Annotated in this window: 24 protein-coding genes; 20 read left to right on the top strand and 4 right to left on the bottom strand. The window is 53.2% G+C overall.

Going from position 1 to position 18,631, the window contains the following annotated elements; genetic code table 11:
- The first annotated feature begins 45 nt into the window (after positions 1-45).
- Both IAE55_RS29015 and IAE55_RS29020 read left to right on the top strand, forming a co-directional pair.
- On the top strand, positions 46-966 hold the full coding sequence (locus IAE55_RS29015; RefSeq protein WP_200634577.1) for an aminoglycoside phosphotransferase family protein: 921 nt from the start codon (positions 46-48) through the stop codon (positions 964-966).
- 76 nt (positions 967-1,042) lie between these two features.
- Positions 1,043-1,807: an AAA family ATPase gene (locus tag IAE55_RS29020; RefSeq protein ID WP_200634578.1), complete on the top strand. Its 765-nt coding sequence runs from the start codon at positions 1,043-1,045 to the stop codon at positions 1,805-1,807.
- Between the two features lie 62 nt (positions 1,808-1,869).
- Here IAE55_RS29020 and IAE55_RS29025 read toward each other — a convergent pair whose 3' ends face one another.
- Positions 1,870-3,102, bottom strand: coding sequence for a cytochrome P450 (locus IAE55_RS29025; protein ID WP_200634579.1), 1,233 nt, complete (start codon positions 3,100-3,102; stop codon positions 1,870-1,872).
- A 227-nt stretch (positions 3,103-3,329) separates the two neighbouring features.
- Between IAE55_RS29025 and IAE55_RS29030 the strand changes: the two genes are divergently transcribed.
- The 3 genes from IAE55_RS29030 to IAE55_RS34420 all read left to right on the top strand — a co-directional run bounded on the left by IAE55_RS29030 (position 3,330) and on the right by IAE55_RS34420 (position 4,807).
- Entirely contained in the window at positions 3,330-3,851 is a 522-nt protein-coding gene (locus IAE55_RS29030; protein WP_200634580.1) for a PadR family transcriptional regulator, read from the top strand.
- A 101-nt stretch (positions 3,852-3,952) separates the two neighbouring features.
- The gene (locus IAE55_RS29035) at positions 3,953-4,558 is read left to right on the top strand and encodes a hypothetical protein (protein WP_200634581.1); all 606 of its coding nucleotides are present in this window, start codon (positions 3,953-3,955) and stop codon (positions 4,556-4,558) included.
- A 24-nt stretch (positions 4,559-4,582) separates the two neighbouring features.
- Positions 4,583-4,807 carry a GNAT family N-acetyltransferase gene (locus IAE55_RS34420; protein ID WP_442793362.1) on the top strand — a complete coding sequence of 75 codons (225 nt, stop codon included), beginning with the start codon at positions 4,583-4,585 and terminating at the stop codon, positions 4,805-4,807.
- Positions 4,808-5,055: 248 nt separating this feature from the next.
- On the opposite strand, the gene fabV is transcribed toward IAE55_RS34420, so the two are convergent.
- A complete protein-coding gene (fabV, locus tag IAE55_RS29045; RefSeq protein WP_200634582.1) occupies positions 5,056-6,249 on the bottom strand; it encodes an enoyl-ACP reductase FabV in 1,194 nt (397 codons plus the stop codon).
- Between the two features lie 280 nt (positions 6,250-6,529).
- Between fabV and IAE55_RS29050 the strand changes: the two genes are divergently transcribed.
- From IAE55_RS29050 to IAE55_RS29120, 15 genes are all read left to right on the top strand, one after another.
- Entirely contained in the window at positions 6,530-7,606 is a 1,077-nt protein-coding gene (locus IAE55_RS29050; RefSeq protein WP_442793361.1) for a M42 family metallopeptidase, read from the top strand.
- A 58-nt stretch (positions 7,607-7,664) separates the two neighbouring features.
- Positions 7,665-8,270, top strand: coding sequence for a hypothetical protein (locus tag IAE55_RS29055; RefSeq protein ID WP_145025631.1), 606 nt, complete (start codon positions 7,665-7,667; stop codon positions 8,268-8,270).
- Positions 8,251-9,084: an MBL fold metallo-hydrolase gene (locus tag IAE55_RS29060; RefSeq protein ID WP_200634583.1), complete on the top strand. Its 834-nt coding sequence runs from the start codon at positions 8,251-8,253 to the stop codon at positions 9,082-9,084. Before IAE55_RS29055 ends, IAE55_RS29060 begins: the two co-directional genes overlap by 20 nt.
- Positions 9,085-9,315: 231 nt before the next feature.
- Positions 9,316-9,870, top strand: a complete 555-nt coding sequence (locus IAE55_RS29065; protein WP_200634584.1) for a hypothetical protein — start codon at positions 9,316-9,318, stop codon at positions 9,868-9,870.
- Between the two features lie 3 nt (positions 9,871-9,873).
- A complete protein-coding gene (locus IAE55_RS29070) occupies positions 9,874-10,086 on the top strand; it encodes a DNA-binding protein (protein ID WP_200634585.1) in 213 nt (70 codons plus the stop codon).
- Positions 10,087-10,130: 44 nt separating this feature from the next.
- Positions 10,131-10,649 carry a GrpB family protein gene (locus IAE55_RS29075; protein ID WP_200634586.1) on the top strand — a complete coding sequence of 173 codons (519 nt, stop codon included), beginning with the start codon at positions 10,131-10,133 and terminating at the stop codon, positions 10,647-10,649.
- A gap of 26 nt (positions 10,650-10,675) precedes the next feature.
- The gene (locus IAE55_RS29080) at positions 10,676-11,134 is read left to right on the top strand and encodes an NUDIX domain-containing protein (protein ID WP_145025623.1); all 459 of its coding nucleotides are present in this window, start codon (positions 10,676-10,678) and stop codon (positions 11,132-11,134) included.
- 4 nt (positions 11,135-11,138) lie between these two features.
- Positions 11,139-11,570: a GNAT family N-acetyltransferase gene (locus tag IAE55_RS29085; protein WP_145025621.1), complete on the top strand. Its 432-nt coding sequence runs from the start codon at positions 11,139-11,141 to the stop codon at positions 11,568-11,570.
- The gene (locus tag IAE55_RS29090) at positions 11,567-12,136 is read left to right on the top strand and encodes a YfiT family bacillithiol transferase (RefSeq protein ID WP_145025619.1); all 570 of its coding nucleotides are present in this window, start codon (positions 11,567-11,569) and stop codon (positions 12,134-12,136) included. The genes IAE55_RS29085 and IAE55_RS29090 overlap by 4 nt, the downstream gene beginning before the upstream one ends.
- Position 12,137: 1 nt before the next feature.
- Positions 12,138-12,935, top strand: coding sequence for a GNAT family N-acetyltransferase (locus tag IAE55_RS29095; protein WP_145025617.1), 798 nt, complete (start codon positions 12,138-12,140; stop codon positions 12,933-12,935).
- Between the two features lie 83 nt (positions 12,936-13,018).
- Positions 13,019-13,471 (top strand): hypothetical protein, encoded by a 453-nt coding sequence (locus tag IAE55_RS29100; protein WP_145025615.1) that lies wholly within the window; start codon positions 13,019-13,021, stop codon positions 13,469-13,471.
- On the top strand, positions 13,468-14,007 hold the full coding sequence (locus tag IAE55_RS29105) for a DUF402 domain-containing protein (RefSeq protein ID WP_145025613.1): 540 nt from the start codon (positions 13,468-13,470) through the stop codon (positions 14,005-14,007). The genes IAE55_RS29100 and IAE55_RS29105 overlap by 4 nt, the downstream gene beginning before the upstream one ends.
- 35 nt (positions 14,008-14,042) lie before the next feature.
- Positions 14,043-14,348 carry a hypothetical protein gene (locus IAE55_RS29110; protein WP_145025611.1) on the top strand — a complete coding sequence of 102 codons (306 nt, stop codon included), beginning with the start codon at positions 14,043-14,045 and terminating at the stop codon, positions 14,346-14,348.
- A gap of 40 nt (positions 14,349-14,388) precedes the next feature.
- Complete coding sequence (locus IAE55_RS29115; protein WP_200634587.1) at positions 14,389-15,624, top strand: aminopeptidase; 1,236 nt, start codon at positions 14,389-14,391, stop codon at positions 15,622-15,624.
- A complete protein-coding gene (locus tag IAE55_RS29120) occupies positions 15,621-16,100 on the top strand; it encodes an NUDIX hydrolase (RefSeq protein WP_200634588.1) in 480 nt (159 codons plus the stop codon). The genes IAE55_RS29115 and IAE55_RS29120 overlap by 4 nt, the downstream gene beginning before the upstream one ends.
- Positions 16,101-16,154: 54 nt before the next feature.
- Here IAE55_RS29120 and IAE55_RS29125 read toward each other — a convergent pair whose 3' ends face one another.
- On the bottom strand, positions 16,155-17,027 hold the full coding sequence (locus IAE55_RS29125) for an alpha/beta fold hydrolase (protein ID WP_145160411.1): 873 nt from the start codon (positions 17,025-17,027) through the stop codon (positions 16,155-16,157).
- 31 nt (positions 17,028-17,058) lie between these two features.
- Complete coding sequence (erm, locus tag IAE55_RS29130) at positions 17,059-17,919, bottom strand: 23S ribosomal RNA methyltransferase Erm (protein ID WP_200634589.1); 861 nt, start codon at positions 17,917-17,919, stop codon at positions 17,059-17,061.
- Positions 17,920-18,631 lie beyond the last annotated feature (712 nt).

Raw genomic sequence — 18,631 nt, forward strand, 5'->3', positions numbered from 1 at the left:
GAAGAGGAGAACAACGTGATAACGGATGGACGGAGGGGGAGAGGGATGGAACCGATCGAGGAGCGGATTCGGAAGTTACTCGCCGAAATCAGGGAGCAAGTTGGGTATGACCGGGCTGAGCCGCTTGAGAAGGGATTTTCGGACGCGCGGAAATTTGTGTTGTATCAGGCGGATACCCCGGTGTACCTGCTGCGGATACATGAAGGAAGCACGTATGCCAGACAGCGGATGGAGTTCAAGCTGCTCCGAAAGCACGAAGCGAATCAGGTCCGCTGCTCCAAGCCACTGGTGGCGGGCCTGGCTGGGCATCTTGACCTCTGCTATTTGCTGCTGTCCTACATCCCTGGCGTTAGCGGGGATGTAGTTTTGCCCGGATTAGCGCCGGAAGCTCAACTTCAGCAGGGGGCGGCAGCCGGAAGAGAATTAAGAAAGATCCATCAGGTCATCCCAGATGTCCCCATAGACTGGGCGGCGCGGCGTGCAGAAAAATACAGGAAGAAAAAGGGGATTCTGCGGGAAATGGGCCTTCGCTTTCATCGGCAGAACGATTTGGAGAGCTACATCGACGATCACCTGGAGCTGCTTGAAAAGAGTCCGGTAACCTTCCAGCATGACGATTTTCACCCGTCCAACCTGATCTTTCAACATGGATGCCTTGCCGGTGTGATCGACTTTGGCCGGTTTGACTGGGGAGACCCGTGGGAGGAATTTTTCAAACTGCCGAAGTATACCTGCCAGGTCAGCCCGTATTTTGCCAAGGGCCAGGTCCACGGATATTTCCAAGATGGCATTCCGGATGACTTTTGGCCGAAATACAACCTGTTCGTGGCGCTGAACCAGCACGCGACCTTGATCGGGGGCATCCAACATGATAGAGTTCAGGAAACGCTGAAAAAGATCGAGCGGACGATCGACACGCATGACTTTCAAAACGGGGGACCGCCAGCGTGGTACCGCCTGCAATAAGGAGGAGGGGGCGGGCCTCTACGTCAAGGAAGTATTTAAACATATGATGTTCTGATGGAAAGGAGCAGATCGATTCATGCTGGATGCACGTTCTTTATATTTGCGGAGCGTGATGCTGAGGAGAGAGGAGGTGCCGTCCTTTCGTGCGTATCCCTTTAGCCTTCCGGCTGTCCATGACTTTCACAGCTTGTCGTTTCAGCAGCCGGTGACGTTTATCGTCGGCGAAAACGGATCGGGCAAGTCCACCCTGCTGGAAGGGATGGCGGTCGCCTGGGGATTTAATCCCGAAGGAGGCACGATTAATTTTTCCTTTGAGACGATGTCCTCCCACTCGGATTTGCACCGGTACATGCGGCTCGTGCGCGGCGTTGTCCGGCCGAAGGACGGCTTTTTCTTCCGGGCAGAAAGCTATTATAACGTGGCGACGAATATCGACCAGTTGGATGCGGAGATGAGCTATGGTCCTCCGATCCGGGATTCCTATGGAGGCAAGTCGCTGCATGAGCAGTCCCATGGGGAGAGCTTTTTTGCGACGTTTATGCATCGGTTTGGGGGAAGGGGCTTGTACCTGATGGACGAGCCGGAGGCCGCACTCTCCCCGTTGAAGCAGCTGTCCATGCTGTCGCGGATCCACCAGTTGGTGAAAAAGCGGTCGCAATTCATTATTGCCACGCATTCCCCCATCCTGATGTCGTATCCCCATGCTGAAATTTGGCTGCTGGACGATCAAGGCATGCGCCTGGTGAAGCTGGAGGACACGGACCATTACGTGATCACCCGAAAAATGATGGAGAGCCCGGGGCAGATGCTGGACATTTTGCTGGAGGAAGATCCGGAATAGAAGACAACAGAAGCAGCCGCCCCCGATTACCGGAAGCGGCTTTTCATATGACAAACCCAATCTTAGGCCCGCTTAACCCGCACAGGCAGGCTTACCAGCCCTTGGCCGGCGGCGGAAGGCGTCAAATTCTCTTCCAGCTGGAAGCCGGGAACCGGCTCGATCATCTCAAAGTAATCCATAAACAGCTCCAGCCCGATATTCGCCTCGAGGCGTGCCAGCGGCGCGCCCATGCAGAAATGCGGACCATTCCCGAAGGTCAGATGCCTTTTGGCGTTCGGACGGTGGATGTTCACGGTGAAGGGGTCTTCAAACACCTGTTCATCCATGTTGGCGGCGCTCATCCAGGCGACGACGACATCACCCTCTTTCAAATCGACGCCGAGCACGTTGTTATCCTGCTTGACGGTACGGTCCATTTTGGAAATATTGAAGCGGTAACGCAGCATTTCCTCTACGGTGTTTGGAACCAGCTCCCGGTTCGCCCGGACTTCCCCGTAGATCTGATCGTTATCGTACAGGAACGAATAGAACGAGTTGGCGAGCAGATGACTTGTCGTTTCTACGCCAGCGCCCAGCAGGAACATCGTGGTGCGGACGATCTCGTCATCCGTGAACCGTTCTCCTTCCACATCGGCCTGGATCAGATCGGAAATAATGTCATCGCCGAGCTGGGATCTTTTCTGAACAATATAAGGAAAAAGGTAAGTATAGTACTCAGTGGCAGCCTGGCGCTTCAATTCGCCGATTTCGGCTGCCTTGTCTTTGTTATACGGAAGAAACAAGGTGTCTACCCACTCTTTGAACAGCAGGTGGTCTTTGGAGGGCACCCCGAGCAGATCTGCCATCACAATGACGGGCAATGCGCCGGTAAAATCCTTGACCACGTCGATGACCGGTGCATCTCCCATCTCATCTAGCAGCTGGCGGACGACTTCGTGAATCCGCGGCTCCCACAGCTTCAGGCTTCGCGGCGTAAAAGCGGCGGACAGCAGGGAACGGCGTTTCCGGTGCTCCGGCGGATCGGCATTGATCGTGTTGATTTTGTCGTTTCCCCGGCCTTCGTCATTGTCGGCGCCGACGCTGATCGTCGTCCGCGTTCTCACACTGGAGAAATACTCATAATCGCTGAGCACCCGTTTAACATCGTCGTAGCGGAATACGTTCCAGGTATTCGTGGCTTCGTTGTAACTGATCGGCTCGTTCTGCAGCTTGTCCCGGTACCAATCGTACGGGTTGAATTCTTCGGATCGTGATCGGAACTGGGTGATATCGGCCAAAGCAATGATTTCTTGCATTCCATTCCCTCCCGTGTTGAAGAATAGTAGGTGACTTCATGCTTAAAATATCATATGTTAATTTAACATATTGGCCGAAGGGGAGCCACTGCCCAACGCCCCATGACTTTGGGTGCAGTAGGAAATGCGGAGTTTGTCGGAATTCGTTGAAGTACCATAACCGAATTGGTATGCTATTAAATACATAAACCCGGACAGCGGTCAAATCAGACGAGAGGGCAGGATCTATGTATATCGACTTACTCATTTTAATCCAGATTGAAAAATCCCCCAAACACGGGTACGAAATCAAAAAAGAGATCCAAAAAGACCTCGGCTATTTGATGGATGTGAATCATAACCTGCTGTACCCGGCGCTGCGCCGATTTACGTCGGAAGGGGCCATTATCCGAAAGCGTCATGAGCAGGAGGGTCGGCCCAGCCAGTACGTGTACGAAATCACCGATGTGGGCAGGGCAAAAATCGCCGAGCTGATCAACGCTTTTACCGAAAAGGACGCCAAGCATGAAATTGAGTTCATGATCCGGGTATCCCTGTTTGACCGTATTTCCCGTGAGAATCGGCTGAGGATTCTGGATATGCGCAAAAAGGACCTCGAGTCCCTCTTGGCCGGCATTCAGCAGCGTCAGGAAGGAAGCATGGCTCATGACATGTTCCTGAATGAGGTTCTTCAGCAAACGATATCGCGGGTTGTAGGGGAGATCCGCTGGATCGACGAGCTGATTCGTAAGACGATGAGTGATGAATGAAGAAATTATAGGACATACCTTCGGGAGGATCGGAGATCCCAATTAGGGATGGGCAGATATCCTGATATTTAGATTATTCGGTGAAAAAGGTGGCAGAACATGTGGATACCGAAACAATAGATGACATTCTCGGGTTGATTGCCTATATCTCGCCACAAGCAAGGGATTATGTGGAGCTGGCTGTTCGGAATGAAAAACTTGATGTTATCTATCATAAAGCAACAGAGCAGGAACATGGTGTTTTTTGTATCGTCGAGGATGATCAATGTGTTATTGCATATTTTTCATTCATACAGGAAACGGATTCTAATGCCCTCCTTGATCTCATTGCGAAAACCATGACTCCTTACCTTCAGCAGACTGGCACCAAGGAGCTGTGCTTCAATTTATACGGAGAGAACGTCCGGGCGATTCATTTCGTCCGCCAATTGGGCTTTCGAACGGATATGGAGGGCTATCATTTGTATTATGACGGGCCCCATGAACCCGATCTATCTAATACGGATCTCATCGTAAATACATATGAAGCGAGTATGCTGACTGCTTTGGCCGACTTATTTGACAGGGCATACGCCGCATTGAATGTAGAAAACGGCTGGCCACTGGACGAACACCGCATGAATATAAGTTTGTTTCATGAGAGGCTGGAGGATAAGGTCCGAAATGATGAGTTTCGTTCGTTTTGGAAAGAGGGAACTCTGATTTGAGCTTATATTATTTCTGGTGAGTATATCCAGGACATCGTTGTAGCACCGGATCAGCAAAACCGCGGATATGGCAGTGCCATCCTTACTCACTGCATCCGGCATATGATGGGTAAACAGATCCCTAAAATCTATTTGCGTATTGCGAAATCCAATCAGGGTGCCAAAAGGCTGTACGAGAGGCATCAATTTAAAGTAGTGTCTAGCTTTGCGGAACATACCTGGAGAGTAACAAAAAAGGATAGCGTATAAAAAACCAAAGGCAGCCCGGATTCACCGGCTGCCTTTTTTTAGAGATCAGAAAGTATAAGTTTCCGAGGCAAAACATCCTGATCTCGCAAGAAAAACTTCCCCTTAACGCGGTGAAGGTACGTCGATAGACGTTTTTCTTATAATATCAGAAAGTATAAACTCCAGAGCCATAGCTTCCTGATATTGCAAGAAAAATTACCTTTAAACGCGGTCTGTCTTCTTTGAAGGTACGTCGATAGACGTTTTTCTTACCTTACGTTTAAAAGGGATACGTCCGGATTCGTGTCCTTGCTGTAGTCGATGCCGTCCGTCTCAAATCCGAACAGCTGGAAAAACTCGCCGCGGTACTCTTTCAGATCCGTCAGCTCATATACATTATTCGTTGTGACCTGATCCCAGATCCGGGCCACTTCCTGCTGGACATCCGGACGCAGTTCCCAATCGTCGATGCGGATTCGGCCTGCCTCGTCTACAGGCGTTCCGCCCTCGTGGTACAGCTTGTCGGCAAACAGGCGGTACGACTGCTGGATCGTATTTTCGTGAATGCCCTTTTCCTTCATTACTTTGTAAAGTGCGGCAATGTACAGAGGGAAGACCGGAACGGCAGTAGCGGACTGGGTGACCAGGGCTTTGCTGACGACGACGAAAGCTTTTCCGCCTAAAGCGGACAGCTCACGGGTCAGCCGCTGCGCGGTTGCCTCCAGATCCTCCTTGGCTTTGCCGATGGTGCCTTCCCGGTAGATGGCCCGGGTAAGCTCCGAGCCGATATAGGAGTAGGCGATGGTCACCGCTCCGTCGGCCAGGAGGTTCGCCTGCCGAAGCTGGTCGATCCAGCGCTGCCAATCGGCTCCACCCATGACGGCGATCGTTTGGTCGATGTCATCGCCTTCCGCCGGTTCGGTCGTGACTTGGTCTGTCACTTCGCCGGTATGAAAGTTCACGGCCTTGCCGGTGAAGGGAGCCCTGATCGGCTTCAGTACCGAGTTGTACGTCTTGCCGCTGTCTGGGTCGGTACGCCGGGACGAAGCTACGCTGTACACGACGAGGTCCACTTGGCCGAACTGCTTGGCAATCGTGTCCATGACGCGGTCTTTCGTCTCATCCGCAAAGGCATCGCCTGTAATGCTGACGGATGTCAAGCCGGCTTCGGCGGCCCGCCGCTCAAAAGCCGCCGAATTGTACCAGCCCGCCGATGCGGTCCGTTTGTCCCGCACTGAGCTGGGCCGGAAGACGCCGATGGTGGCGGCGCCCGCTCCAAAAGCGGCGGTGATCCGGGCCGACAGGCCGTACCCTGTGGAGGCTCCGATAACCAAGACCCGTTTCGGGCCGTTCAATTTAGGCTGCTGCTGTATGTAATCGATCTGCTCCTGCACCTGCTTGGCACAGCCCTCCGGATGCGCCGTCGTGCAGATGAAACCGCGTGTTCTGGGTGTAATGATCATAGGGAGTGCGTCCTTTCTTTGCGAAGATAAGTCTAGAAATATTGTACCTCTCTTGTTTTGAAAAGAAAAACGGGTGTCATCCGGTAAGCATGGAAGCGTATGAACAGTCATCGTAGACGTGTAGGCTCGAGCCAGGGATTGCAAAGGGAATGTCCAAAAGCAATTTCCCACGCCTAGGGAGGTAATTGGCTGGAGAGAGCGAAGCAATATACGAAGAAACATGGATAAGTTCGTCCGAATTCTATACTTTTTAAAACGCAGATTTGGAGGTTGAATAACCATGATGGATGAAATGACGCAGCGAATGAAGGTATTGACCGAGTGCGACGGGGTGCCCGGACACGAAGGCGCCGTCCGCGCCCAAATGAAAAGCTATCTTGAACCGCTCAGCGAGGAGCTCGTTATGGACCGGCTCGGCAGCGTGTTTGGGGTGAAAACCGGCCTTGCCGGGGGACCTAGAGTCATGCTTGCCGGCCATCTGGATGAGATCGGGTTTATGGTCACCCAGATTACGCCGAAGGGATTTCTGCGTTTTAACCAGCTGGGCGGCTGGTGGGCGCATAACGTTCTGTCCCACCGGGTGAAAGTAAAGACGCGCAAAGGCGAATACATCGGCATCATCGGATCCAAGCCGCCCCATGTGTTGGAGGCCGAGGAGCGGACCAAAGTCATGAAGCTGAAGGATTTGTACATCGATATCGGGGCCAGAGATGAAGCGGACGCCAAAGAAATGGGGGTTCGTCCGGGCGACTGGGTCGTACCGGTGAGCGATTTCTTTACGATGCGCGATGGCGAGCTGTGGGCGGGCAAAGCGCTCGACAACCGCTCCGGCTGCTCGCTGGCGGTCGAAATCCTGTCCCGTCTGCAGAACGAACAGCATCCGAACGTCATTTATGCAGGAGCGACGGTGCAGGAGGAAGTAGGTCTCCGCGGTGCGGGAACGGCCGCCAACCTCATCCAGCCGGACGTGGCCTTTGCGCTGGACGTCGGTATCGCGCATGACACACCGGGCAGCGAGTCGAACCCGATGAAATGCAATATGGGCGACGGACCGCTGGTGCTCATTTTTGACGCTTCGATGATTCCGAATGCCGCCCTGCGGGACCTTGTAATCGACACGGCGGAGGAGCTGGGCATTTCCGTGCAATTTGACGCCATCACCGGCGGCACGACCGACGGCGGCCGGATTCATACGAGCGGCATCGGCTGCCCGACGCTGTCCGTGGGATTTGCCACGCGTTACATCCACAGCCATAACTCCGTGATGTCCAAATCCGATTTCAGCCAGGCAGCCGACCTGCTGACGGCGGTGATCAAGAAGCTGGATCGCGAAACGGTGGATAAGCTGATCGGGTAGGGCGGTGGAACGCGTTATATACTATTATTTTCATGGGTGGCTGAAAAGAGCCCTTTTAATGAGCACAGAAAGAAAACGGACAATAGTGATCATTGCGGTGATCATCGTCATTGTGGGCGGCTACCGGATCTATTCATTGAACTATTCGGATGAAGGCATTATGGATCATGTCATCGCCCATAAGGGGTATGACGTGAATCTCGTAAAGGAGCAGGTACCCGTCAAAATTTTTGTCAAACCGGAATGGATCGCATTCGGGCAGGACGAACGGAAAGATTTAAAAGTCGAAGTCCTTGAGATGAATCATACGCGTATCCTGCTTAACGATGTGTTGAACCGGGGAAATGACATTTATTTCAGTTTCGAGGCATTTCCCGGATGGGAACATCGATCGGGTGAGTTTGTGTATAACGGTAAGCTTAATCCGGACGGTTCCGTCATGACCCAGGGCCCGAATCTTCGGTTAACGGACAAGAGCGGACAAGAAATTCCCTTCGGGCAGTCGGGCCAAGGTCCGCGGATATCCTTTTCCTTTGGGATAAATCCGGAATACCACCATTTGATCCGTGATGGATTTTATGTGCAGTACAGCGATTTTAATGTGTATCGTTATGCGATGAAAATCAACGAGGAGTGGCTGGGCTATGATTCAATTTTCCAATGACCGGATCACCGTGTTTCAAAGCGCCTTGTTTCAGACCACCTCTACCGTCATTCAGTTGAACGAGGCCGTTCTGATCGTGGATCCGAATTGGCTTCCCGTCGAGATCGAGGAAATCAAGGAACACGTCGGCAAGGTCCGTGGGGATCGGCCTTGCTATCTGCTGTTCACCCATGGCGACTTCGACCACATTATCGGTTATCGCGCTTTTCCAGGGGCGATCACGATCGGAAGCGAGGGCCTGAAACATCATCCGAAGAAGGAGCATAAGCTGCGTCTGATTCGCGATTTTGACGCGACTTACTATGTTACCAGGGACTACCCAGTGGAGTTTCCTGAGCTGGATATCGTGATTACCAGGGATGGCCAGCAGGTGCCGATCGGCAGTGATACGTTGACTTTCTATTTAGCGCCCGGACACACGGCGGACGGTCTGTTTACTGTTATCGATCCGCTCGGTGTATTTGTGGCCGGAGACTATTTATCCGATTTCGAACTGCCTTTTATTGAAGATAGTGCACGATCCTATGAGCAGACCCTGCATAAGGCCGGCCGGATTCTGAAGGAGCATGCGGTGCAGTGGCTGATTCCCGGTCACGGCCAATACACGGCTGATCGTCCGGAGATGGAGCGCAGAGTGAGCGTGGCGCTTGATCATATCGAGCGGCTGAAACAGGCGGTGCTTGCGGATGATCGGGAAGCGCTGGAACGGCTGCAGCGGGAGCACGGATTTGTGTCCGAATCGACCATCGCGAGTCATGAGGAGAATGTCAGAATCATTCGACGTGAATATGCGGGGGCAGAGTCCGAAGGATAAGATATAAGTTTTGGAACGGTGCAAAATGCAGGGGATTCGCAAAAGGGGCATAGGAAATGTGCCCCAAGGCCGTGTAGAGGAATGATGAAAACTACAGTTTTCATTGAGAAGGCCGTTCCTTTTGACTAAAATGGAATAAAACGTAAAGCGTTAGACATCATCGGTATGTTCTGACGCTTTATTTTTTGAGTGGGGCTAAGTGTAACCAAGCTGCCGAAAGGGGCGATGGCCATGACGCTGGTGTTGTATCACTACTATGAAGCAGGACGGGGTCCTTTTCGAAACCTGTCGTGTCTGCCGCAGGAAGAAGCCCGTGTGATTTTAGGGCAGATCGTGCAGGAAGGGAAGACGTTTGCCAGTAAAAGGGCAGGCGATTATATGGATATCAGGCTCAAACTGGAGGGCCGGGCCAGAGAGGCGTTTATAGCCAAAGGCGGCCAGCCCGCAAATCCGTATCCGCATTATATGACCCTCGGACCTTGCGATTGGCTGTGTTCCTGGTATACGGAACCAAACGTGGTTCAAATCGATTGGGACGAATTCGATGATCGTTCGATCAGTTTTACGTACGGCGATTTGTTTCCGACAATGCGCTACGAAGATGGCAAGCCCTATCGCAAGCAGGTATATACGAAGGATGAAATCCGGGAAGTCATTGCCAGGTACGGGCTCCCGCAGGAATGGAACAAGCTCGGGGACCAGGGGCCAGAGCGATACATTGAGGCACAGATTTGGGATGAAAACGTGATTGGAAGGTATTACCCATCTATTTATGGAGGTTTATAAGCCATGCCAAAGGATAAGCAGGATCTGACGGAAAGCGGTTTGCCCAAGCTGGCCCAGCCGGCGGTAAGCGCGCTCCGGAATGCGGGTATTACCCGGCTAGAAGAGGTCGCGAGACTCACCAAACCGGAGCTGAAGCAGCTTCACGGCATCGGCCCCACAGCGGTAGAACAGCTTCGGCAGGCACTGGCCGACAAGGGACTGGATTTTTCCAAATAAGGAGCCTGTCCAAAAAAGGAGCAATGATCGGATCGGAGGAACTGATGGGTATTGATGAAATCATTGAGCTGTCATCTTATCAGGATGAATGGAAGGACATCTACGATCAAGAGAAGAAGAAGCTGGAGCCTGTGTTCGCGAAACAAGCGGTGGAGTTTGCCCATATCGGTAGCACGTCTGTCGAGGGGATGACAGCCAAACCGATTGTCGATATCCTGATCGGTCTCAAGGAGCTTCATATTGACGAGCAGACAGACCGGCAGCTGGTTGCTTTACAGTATGAGAGCATGGGTGAGGCGGGAGTGCCGGGGCGGATTCATTATCGCAAACGCATCGGGCAGAAGATCAATCTGCAAATTACCGTGTGGGACTCCGCCATTTGGCGGGATAACCTGCTGTTCAGGGATTATTTGCGTACCCATCCGGAACAAGCGAATGCCTATGCACAGGCCAAACGGAACACGTTGGCCAGCGGCATCAACACGCTGCTGAAATACTCGGATGAAAAGTCCGGAACGATTGCTGAGCTGTTAAAGCAAGCGCGGGAGTGGGCAAAGCTCTGATTTCGCAACAGGAGGTAGGAAGCAGCATGCGAATTATCGTGACAGGCGGCGCTGTCATTCAGGATCAAGAGGGCCGCATCCTTATGCAGCGCAGGTCTGACTATGGGGATTGGGGATTGCCTGGCGGTGCGATGGAGCCCGGAGAAACGATTGAGGAGACGATGCGGCGGGAAGTGCTGGAAGAGACCGGACTGGTCGTCCTGAAACATGAACTGATGGGTGTCTATAGCGGGCCGAGAATGCAGTACACCTATCCTGACGGGAACGAGGTTGTGTTTGTCATGTTCATCTTCAAGGCGGAAGCAAACTTGCAGGGAAGCCTTTCCGATAACGGAAGGGCACTTCTTTTTCAGGACCTTCATCAGGAGTCGCTTCAGCTTGAATTCAAGTCCATGGATGAAATCGAACAGCTGCCGATCAGTTCCGTTCAGCGGCCTGTGTTTGAGGATTTAATGCAAATGAAGATTTCCATATTAAGGAGCTAATATTATGAGTCCAATCACTGTACGGACGTACCAAGAGAAAAATATCCCCTCCGCTCAATTGAAACAGCTGTATGATCACCTGGGCTGGTGGCCGGAAAGAACGTTGGCCGATATCGAATCCATGCTCGGCTCATCCATTGCTGTCGGCGCCTGGGACGAGGACAGGCTGGTCGGGTTTGCGAGAGCGGTCTCGGACGGCTTGTTCCGTGCCTATATTGAGGATATGGGCGTGCAGGAGGATTACAGAAAACGCGGCTTGGGGCGGGAGATCGTCGACCGCATCACTGCCGAACTGGAAAATATCCACGTGGTCAGCTTATTTTGCGAGAGCGGCCTGGTAGATTTTTATCAACAGACCGGCTACAAGCCGACCCGGCAGGTCGTCATGCACAAGAGTCACGAGGCAGAAGGTGACAGAAGGGGAAAAGAACGATGACCACGCCTGATACGCTGCGTTTTCCGATAGGTTCTTTTGAGCCCGTGATCGCCCCCTCCTCTCAGCAGCGCGAAGATTGGATTGGGCAAATTCCGGAATTGAGCGGCAAGCTGCAAAGCGTTCTAAACCATTTTCAGCAGGAGCAGCTCGATGTTCCTTACCGCCCTGAAGGCTGGACGGTCCGGCAGATTGTTCATCATTTGGCGGATAATGATATGAATGCGTATATTCGTTTTAAAAGAGCCCTGACCGAACAGGAGCCTCTGGCAAGTTCATACCGGGAAGACCTGTGGGCCGAGCTGCCGGATTATATGGATCTGACCATCGGAAATTCAGTGTCGCTGATTGAGCTTTTGCATCAACGCTTTTATAGACTGCTGCTAAACCTGACTCCGATGGACTTTCGCAGAACGATGCGAACCGAAGTGCTCGGAACGATCACACTGGACACGGCCCTGCAAAGGTTCATCTGGCATCATCGTCATCATACCTCCCAGGTTGCCGCTTTTGCCGCGAGAATAAATAGGGATCAATCAACGACGATCAAGCCCGAAAGGACGTCATAATATGTACATAAGCAAAGAACTGGCCGATCTGATGGAGCAATCCGAAATCGATTACATGATCGACCGAATGAAGGCGATTCAGGAGCGGCCCGGCAATCCGATGGGGATCGACATTCAAACTTTTGGCGGTGCTGCCGCGTTCTATAGTCAAGCGATGCCATGGCCGCAGTTTAATACGGTGAAGGGAATTGGAGAGCAAGAGGCTGAGCGTCTGGATGAAATTCTGGAATTTTATCGGAAGCGGCAGGGCCGATGCCAATTTGAGGTGGTCCCTTCCAAATCTCATCCCAAGCTGATGAAGGCTCTTTTTGATCAGGGCTATTACCAGACCGGGTATCATGCGACTTTATACGGCGAACCTCGCTCTTGTGAGACAGTAAGAGAGCATATTACGATCCGGGAACTCGCCGCAGACGAAATGGACTTGTATGCCGAAATTCACTGCTTGGGCACCGGTCTGCCGATATCCGGCAAACACCACATCGCCGACAACAACATCGTTCTTTATGACAGGGATGGATGGAAGTTCTATGCGGGATGGGTCAACGGCAGACCGGCTGGCGTAGGCGTGATGTATATCCAGGATGACACGGCTTCGCTGACGTTTGCCACTACACTTGCGGAATACCGTAACCAAGGGGTTCAGCAGGCGCTGTTGGAAAAAAGGATCACCGAAGCGCATCAAAGCGGCTGCCAGATCGTGGTCGGCCAGGCGGCCTACGCCTCGACCAGCCACCGCAACATGGAGCGGGCAGGTCTGAAGCTGGGCTATACCCGGGGGACATGGGTTCAGGCATAAGCTGGCGGCTGACGGGTGTTGTGTAAAAAGTTACGGATTAGCGTTTTTGCTGATGGCTATTTTTTTCGGAGGAGGAATGTCATTTGAAAAGAGTGCTGCCTCTATTCCTTAGTTTCATCCTTCTTTTTCCGCTATCTATTGCCTCGGCAAGCTGGGCTTATCCATTTGTCGTATACTCCGGCCATATCTACCAGGTCACGGAACAAGCAGTTCAGCCCGAGGACGTCGGCCAAAAAATTGGCATAGTCACGAAGTACTCGGACTGGGAAGGGACGTACAGGGGGAATTTCTCCAATATGTATCCCAAAGGAACAGGTTACTACGCCATTGAGGGGCGGAGCCGCCAAGAGGCTATCGCAGTTCGAACAGGCGAAGATACGTACATTTTGGCGATTCAGCAGGGAGCTTATTCTGGAGGGCCGGAGATGCGAACGATTTGGTGGTTGTACGCGGGGATCGGCATCGTCTCAGTCGCTTGCTTAACGGCGGCGGTCAGAGTTATGCAGAAGCGTAGAGCTCGGGAGGGGAGTAAGTGAAGCGAAAATATGCCGACCGGCAGGATTGGCGGCGGGTGCTGGAAAGAGATTTTGCCTGCAGGCGGCTCCGATCCGACGAATTTAATGGGCATGTGACACTCATCTCGATTCATCAAATCAGCGAGCCTCTTGTGGTACAGATGCAGAACCGGGACTTGTGCCTGGCTGATCAGGGATACGTTTGGATGCAGCACTTTCCGGAAGGGGAGCACTACGCGGTCACCACCATGTTTAATGCGGAGCGAGAGATCATCCAGTGGTACGTAGATATGACGAAACGGAACGGCCTGAGCGGGGAGGGCATTCCTTACTGGGATGACTTGTATCTGGACTTGGTTGTCTTTCCTGACGGCAGCTATGTGATCAAAGATGAAGACGATTTGAGCGAAGCGCTTCGCAGTTCGGCTATTACGGAGGAGGACTTCGTGCTCGCGCACCGAACCCTGAATGGGCTGCTGCACCAGATCGAGACGGGGGCCCATTGGATATGGAACCATAGTAAGAAACACCTGGATTGGATGCTGGAAAGGAATTAGTGAAGCGGAGCAGATTCCGAGGGAGGTGATTAAGCGTGAAAAAGGGCATACCCTATTTCCTGATGATTCTGGCCGCGCTGATCTTTTTGGTGCAAAATCATCAGGATGTATCCGTGGGGGACATGATTTTTTCAAGCTTAGGTTTGGATCCGTGGACAGGGGGTTCAACCGGGTATCATCTGCCGGTCATCGCCGGTTTGGCATTGCTCGTGGCGGGCATATTTGGTACCGTGAGACTGTACCGTGCCAAGTATCCGCGGATTCTCAGCTGGATTTTGCTGGCCTGCATGGTGGTCATTTATGCGTTTCCTCTGGTCACCCGGCTAATCGGCTCGTTATGAAGATCGTACCAGTTATAAATAGATAAGGCAGGGGATGTTATTGACGGAGTTACAGAAGCAAATGGAAAAATATGCGGAGCTGCTCGTCCAAGTGGGCGTGAATGTGCAGCCGGATCAAGTGCTTTATGTGGAGTCACCAATAGAGTCTGCTGATTTTGCGCGGCTGGTTACGGCCAAAGCCTATCAGGCAGGGGCCAAATATGTTCAGTTGAACTGGCGTGACGAGACCGTGGTGCGCATGCGCTATGACCTGGCGGGGCCGGAGTCGTTTGCGTTCTATCCCCCTTGGACGGCGCACATGATGGAGAGCATCGCGGAGTCCGGGGGAGCGGTTCTCCTGCTGGACGGGGAGAATCCGAATTTGTATGAGGGCGTGAATCCGGCGAAAATATCGGCTTCCCGGAAAGCCGCCGCCGCCGCCCGCCGGAACTATCTCGGATACGTGCGCACCAATCGGATCAGCTGGTGCATCGTCAACGTGCCGAGCCAGGCGTGGGCGGATCAAGTGTTTGCCGACCGCCCGCAGGAAGAGCGGGTGAACGCATTATGGGAATCGATTTTCCGTATGAACCATATCGATGAAGAGGATCCGGTGGCTGCCTGGCAGAGGCATACGCAGCATTTACGAGCCGTCACCGATAAGCTGAACGCGAAGCAGTACCGCAGGCTGCATTACAAGGCACCCGGCACTGATCTGACGGTCGAACTCGCTCCAGGCCACATCTGGCTTGGCGGCGGCCAGGTTAATCAGAGCGGGATTCCGTTCGTGGCGAATATGCCGACCGAGGAAGTGTATACGATGCCGCACCGAGCCGGGACAAACGGAACGGTGTCGAGCACCCGGCCGTTTGTGCTGAACGGGCAGCTGGTGGACCGCTTCACTCTGACGTTTCGTGAGGGACGTGTGGTGGATTTTACGGCGGAGACCGGATATGAGGCGTTGAAGCAGTTTTTGGATGCCGATGAGGGGACGCGATATTTGGGGGAGATTGCGATCGTACCGCATGATTCGCCGATCTCCCGTCTGAACCGGATCTACTATAACGTGGGCATTGATGAGAACGCGTCCTGCCATTTTGCGCTCGGGAACGCATATCCGACCAATTTGCAGGGCGGGGCGGGACTCAGCGATGAGGAGCTGCTTGCCCGCGGAGCCAACGTCAGCATGCAGCATGAAGATTTTATGGTCGGGTCGGCGGAACTGGGCATCGATGCGGAGCATGAGGACGGTACGATCGAGCCGCTGCTGCGGAACGGAAGCTGGGTGATCCGGTGATTACCTTTACAGAAGGGCAGAACAAATTTAACTTTCGGGTTGCGGGAATCGCCGTTCACCGCGACCGGATATTGCTGCACACGACGCTGCAGGATGATTTCTGGAACCTGCCTGGCGGGCGGGTGGAGTTTCAGGAATCGACGGACCAGGCTCTCATCCGGGAGATCCGGGAGGAGCTGGGTATCGATATACAGATAGACAAGCTGTTGTATGTCAACGAGGATTTTTTCGAATACGACCGAATGAAATACCATGAAATCGGATTTTATTTTACATTTTCTTTTCCCGAAGGCCATGAAATTCTGGATCGGGAGGGCGAGTTCCCAGGCATTGAGGATGGCGGCAGACTTATCTTCAAATGGTTTACAATTGAGGAATTACAGGGCTTGTCGGTATATCCGGTTGAGCTGAAAACAGACATCTTGTCAGTGATTGACGGCAACGCAATCTTGAAGCATCGGATTCATCATCCGTAGGGGGTTACATACAGACAGCGGGCAGGGACTCATCCCTGCCCGCTGTTTTGCTAATTACTTAACTGATCTCGACTCGCTCTGCTGGATGTCTGCGGTATGCTGGATGATCGCATCCAGAATGGCATCCCAATCGTCCTCATGCAGCTCATGGCCGGTTCCTTCCAGGGTCAGCAGCCGGGCTTCTGGAATTTCCCGTGCCAATGCTTCACCATGGACATAAGGGATGATCGGATCCTCCGTGCCATGGATGACAAGGGCCGGCACCCGGATTCCCGGTACCCGGGCAATCAATTCCTCTCCGCCGGTCAGCAGGCCATGATTAAACATGCTCGCCGTCCAATTTCGGGTCCGCTGCAGCTCCCGTGCGGCCAGCCGGCGGACTTTATCCTCGTCCGGAGCGTGCTTTGACCCGCGGAGCAGGTTCCATTTTTGAACGCTAAAGTCCAGGATCGCCTGTTCATTCTCCCAATTGACCTGATCGGCGGAAGCAAAAAAGGCAGCTACCTTTTCTTCCATTTCCGGCAGACTCGGGTCACGGAACGAAGAGGTCATGATCAGCGTATCGCTCAGCACCCGCTCGGGATACTTGACCGTAGCCATCAGCGTCAGCAGGCCGCCGAGCGACATGCCTGCCACATGGGCCAGGCTAATTCCGTAGGCGTCCAGAACGCGGATGGCGTCATCGGCCATGTCCTCTAAGCCGTACTGCGGGTTGCCGGGCTCATCATTCATCGATTGGCCGACGTCGCGGTTATCGTAACGGATGACAAACCGTCCCGCGTCAGCAAGGCGCTGGCAAAATTCGTCCTCCCACCAGATCATCGAGGCGGTGGCGCCCATAATGAGCAGGAGTGCCGGATCTTCCTTTCGTCCAAAGCTCTCGCTGCACAGTTCAATACCATCCACTTTAATGAGTTGTTCTGTCATTTATGTTTCCTCCTTAGATTTCAATTCACGCCTACCTGGCGCTCTTTTTCTTCGTTGGTGCTTTCGGCCATCGATAAGAGGGAACCTTTTCCCGCATCGTATCAAATACGGCTGCCCAATCCCGCTCGCGCACCAAGCATACCGGCGTATTCCGTTCTATCCGGATTTGCTGCAGCAGGTGCCTGATTTGCACTGGTGTAAAAATCCCCGCGAGTGCCTCGCACACCGGCAGTGCCGGATCGTTCAGCGCGTATTCGGCCAATCCGCCGAACGCATGATGATGCTGCGTCTGCAGCCAAGGTGTTTTCCGTCTCCGAATGCGGAGTACGGCTGCGTCCACCTGAGGTGGGGGTGAAAAATGCCGCCGGGGCACGACCTTCACCAGCTCGAAGTCAAACCACATCCGCCACTTGAGCAGACGCGGGCTGCGAATCTGCCTTGCCGTAAATCCCTTGGCCGCTCCGTGCTGCACAATCAGCACCGCCCCCTGGAACGCAGAACCCGGCGGGTCGAGCAGCTTCTCGAGAATGAATGTCGTCATGAAAAATGGAATGTTGGCTACAACATGAAACGGCTCCTTCGGAAGATAAGCCTCGCGAATGTCCCTTTCAATAACGGCTACATTAGAGCCGGGAACCGCCTTTTGCCGAAGGGCGGCGGCGAATGCGGCATCGTTCTCAATGGCCAGCACTCTGCCAGCCTTCTTCGCAAGCGGGAACGTGATGGCTCCCCGCCCGGCGCCCAGATCGAGCACCGTGTCGGCGGTTGTGACGCCGGCCATTCCGATCATGTCGTGAATGACCGGCTCGTGGTGCAGCAGGTGCTGTCCTTTGGCTGCGGGTTTCTCTATGTTCAAGTGCGTCTTAATATGACGTTGTCGATGTTTATGCATCCATGAATCCCTCCGTTATCCAGCGATGGTTTCTTGCCCATCGGCTGTGCTGTGAAGTGGAGAGACTCAGGATAACGCCGCGGGATCCGGCGGATCTCACCGAATGAAAGGCACCCGCGCGGGCCGGACGCACTGCATGAAAGAGCAGTTCATCGGCATATAAGCCAGGCATTGAAGCGGCGGGTGGCGGCACATGATGCATCGACCAAGCGATATTTTTTCCTGAGTAAAAAGGAGGTTACCTGGCAAAAAGGGCAGACCTATCCTGAGTTTCTCTGTACACAGCAAAGCCAACGGCTTTTTTTCTTAGCAGCTGTACACCATGCGAACCCGGATAAACTGATCTACCACACGTAACCCTCCTTGCCAGAATTATCGTTAATCTAAAAATAAGCACAAAAAAACACAGGCTGTCTGCCTGTGTCAGCGTTTCGCGATAGGACCGCCCGGTCCAAGGAACAACCGTTCCTTCGGCCGCAGGATATAAGGTCTTACATGAACACCAGAAAAGGCGCGAAGGGCAGGGAGATACTATCCTTCCTATCCATTGAGGGTACGATCCCGCAATGCGTTCATGTGAGATGAATTTTTAAAGGCAGGCTGGACATGATCATGCGTGTTCCTGCAGACGATGCTTCAGCCATAGTCGTTATAAAACCTGGGTTACCTTTAAAAAAGGGCAGACCAATCCTGAGTCCTCCGCGTACAAGCA

Origin of the sequence: Paenibacillus sp. S28 (assembly GCF_016624415.1) — a bacterium.
GTDB lineage: Bacteria > Bacillota > Bacilli > Paenibacillales > Paenibacillaceae > Paenibacillus_AQ > Paenibacillus_AQ favisporus.

Coding starts and splice junctions, on each gene's coding strand:
- erm (WP_200634589.1), bottom strand. CDS start 17,919: ATGCATAAACATCGACAACGTCATATTAAGACGCACTTGAACATAGAG.
- IAE55_RS29055 (WP_145025631.1), top strand. CDS start 7,665: ATGAGCACAGAAAGAAAACGGACAATAGTGATCATTGCGGTGATCATC.
- IAE55_RS29125 (WP_145160411.1), bottom strand. CDS start 17,027: ATGACAGAACAACTCATTAAAGTGGATGGTATTGAACTGTGCAGCGAG.
- IAE55_RS29095 (WP_145025617.1), top strand. CDS start 12,138: ATGTACATAAGCAAAGAACTGGCCGATCTGATGGAGCAATCCGAAATC.
- IAE55_RS29020 (WP_200634578.1), top strand. CDS start 1,043: ATGCTGGATGCACGTTCTTTATATTTGCGGAGCGTGATGCTGAGGAGA.
- IAE55_RS29090 (WP_145025619.1), top strand. CDS start 11,567: ATGACCACGCCTGATACGCTGCGTTTTCCGATAGGTTCTTTTGAGCCC.
- IAE55_RS29075 (WP_200634586.1), top strand. CDS start 10,131: ATGGGTATTGATGAAATCATTGAGCTGTCATCTTATCAGGATGAATGG.
- fabV (WP_200634582.1), bottom strand. CDS start 6,249: ATGATCATTACACCCAGAACACGCGGTTTCATCTGCACGACGGCGCAT.
- IAE55_RS29065 (WP_200634584.1), top strand. CDS start 9,316: ATGACGCTGGTGTTGTATCACTACTATGAAGCAGGACGGGGTCCTTTT.
- IAE55_RS29030 (WP_200634580.1), top strand. CDS start 3,330: ATGTATATCGACTTACTCATTTTAATCCAGATTGAAAAATCCCCCAAA.
- IAE55_RS29085 (WP_145025621.1), top strand. CDS start 11,139: ATGAGTCCAATCACTGTACGGACGTACCAAGAGAAAAATATCCCCTCC.
- IAE55_RS29015 (WP_200634577.1), top strand. CDS start 46: ATGGAACCGATCGAGGAGCGGATTCGGAAGTTACTCGCCGAAATCAGG.
- IAE55_RS29070 (WP_200634585.1), top strand. CDS start 9,874: ATGCCAAAGGATAAGCAGGATCTGACGGAAAGCGGTTTGCCCAAGCTG.
- IAE55_RS29050 (WP_442793361.1), top strand. CDS start 6,530: ATGATGGATGAAATGACGCAGCGAATGAAGGTATTGACCGAGTGCGAC.
- IAE55_RS29060 (WP_200634583.1), top strand. CDS start 8,251: ATGATTCAATTTTCCAATGACCGGATCACCGTGTTTCAAAGCGCCTTG.
- IAE55_RS29025 (WP_200634579.1), bottom strand. CDS start 3,102: ATGCAAGAAATCATTGCTTTGGCCGATATCACCCAGTTCCGATCACGA.
- IAE55_RS29080 (WP_145025623.1), top strand. CDS start 10,676: ATGCGAATTATCGTGACAGGCGGCGCTGTCATTCAGGATCAAGAGGGC.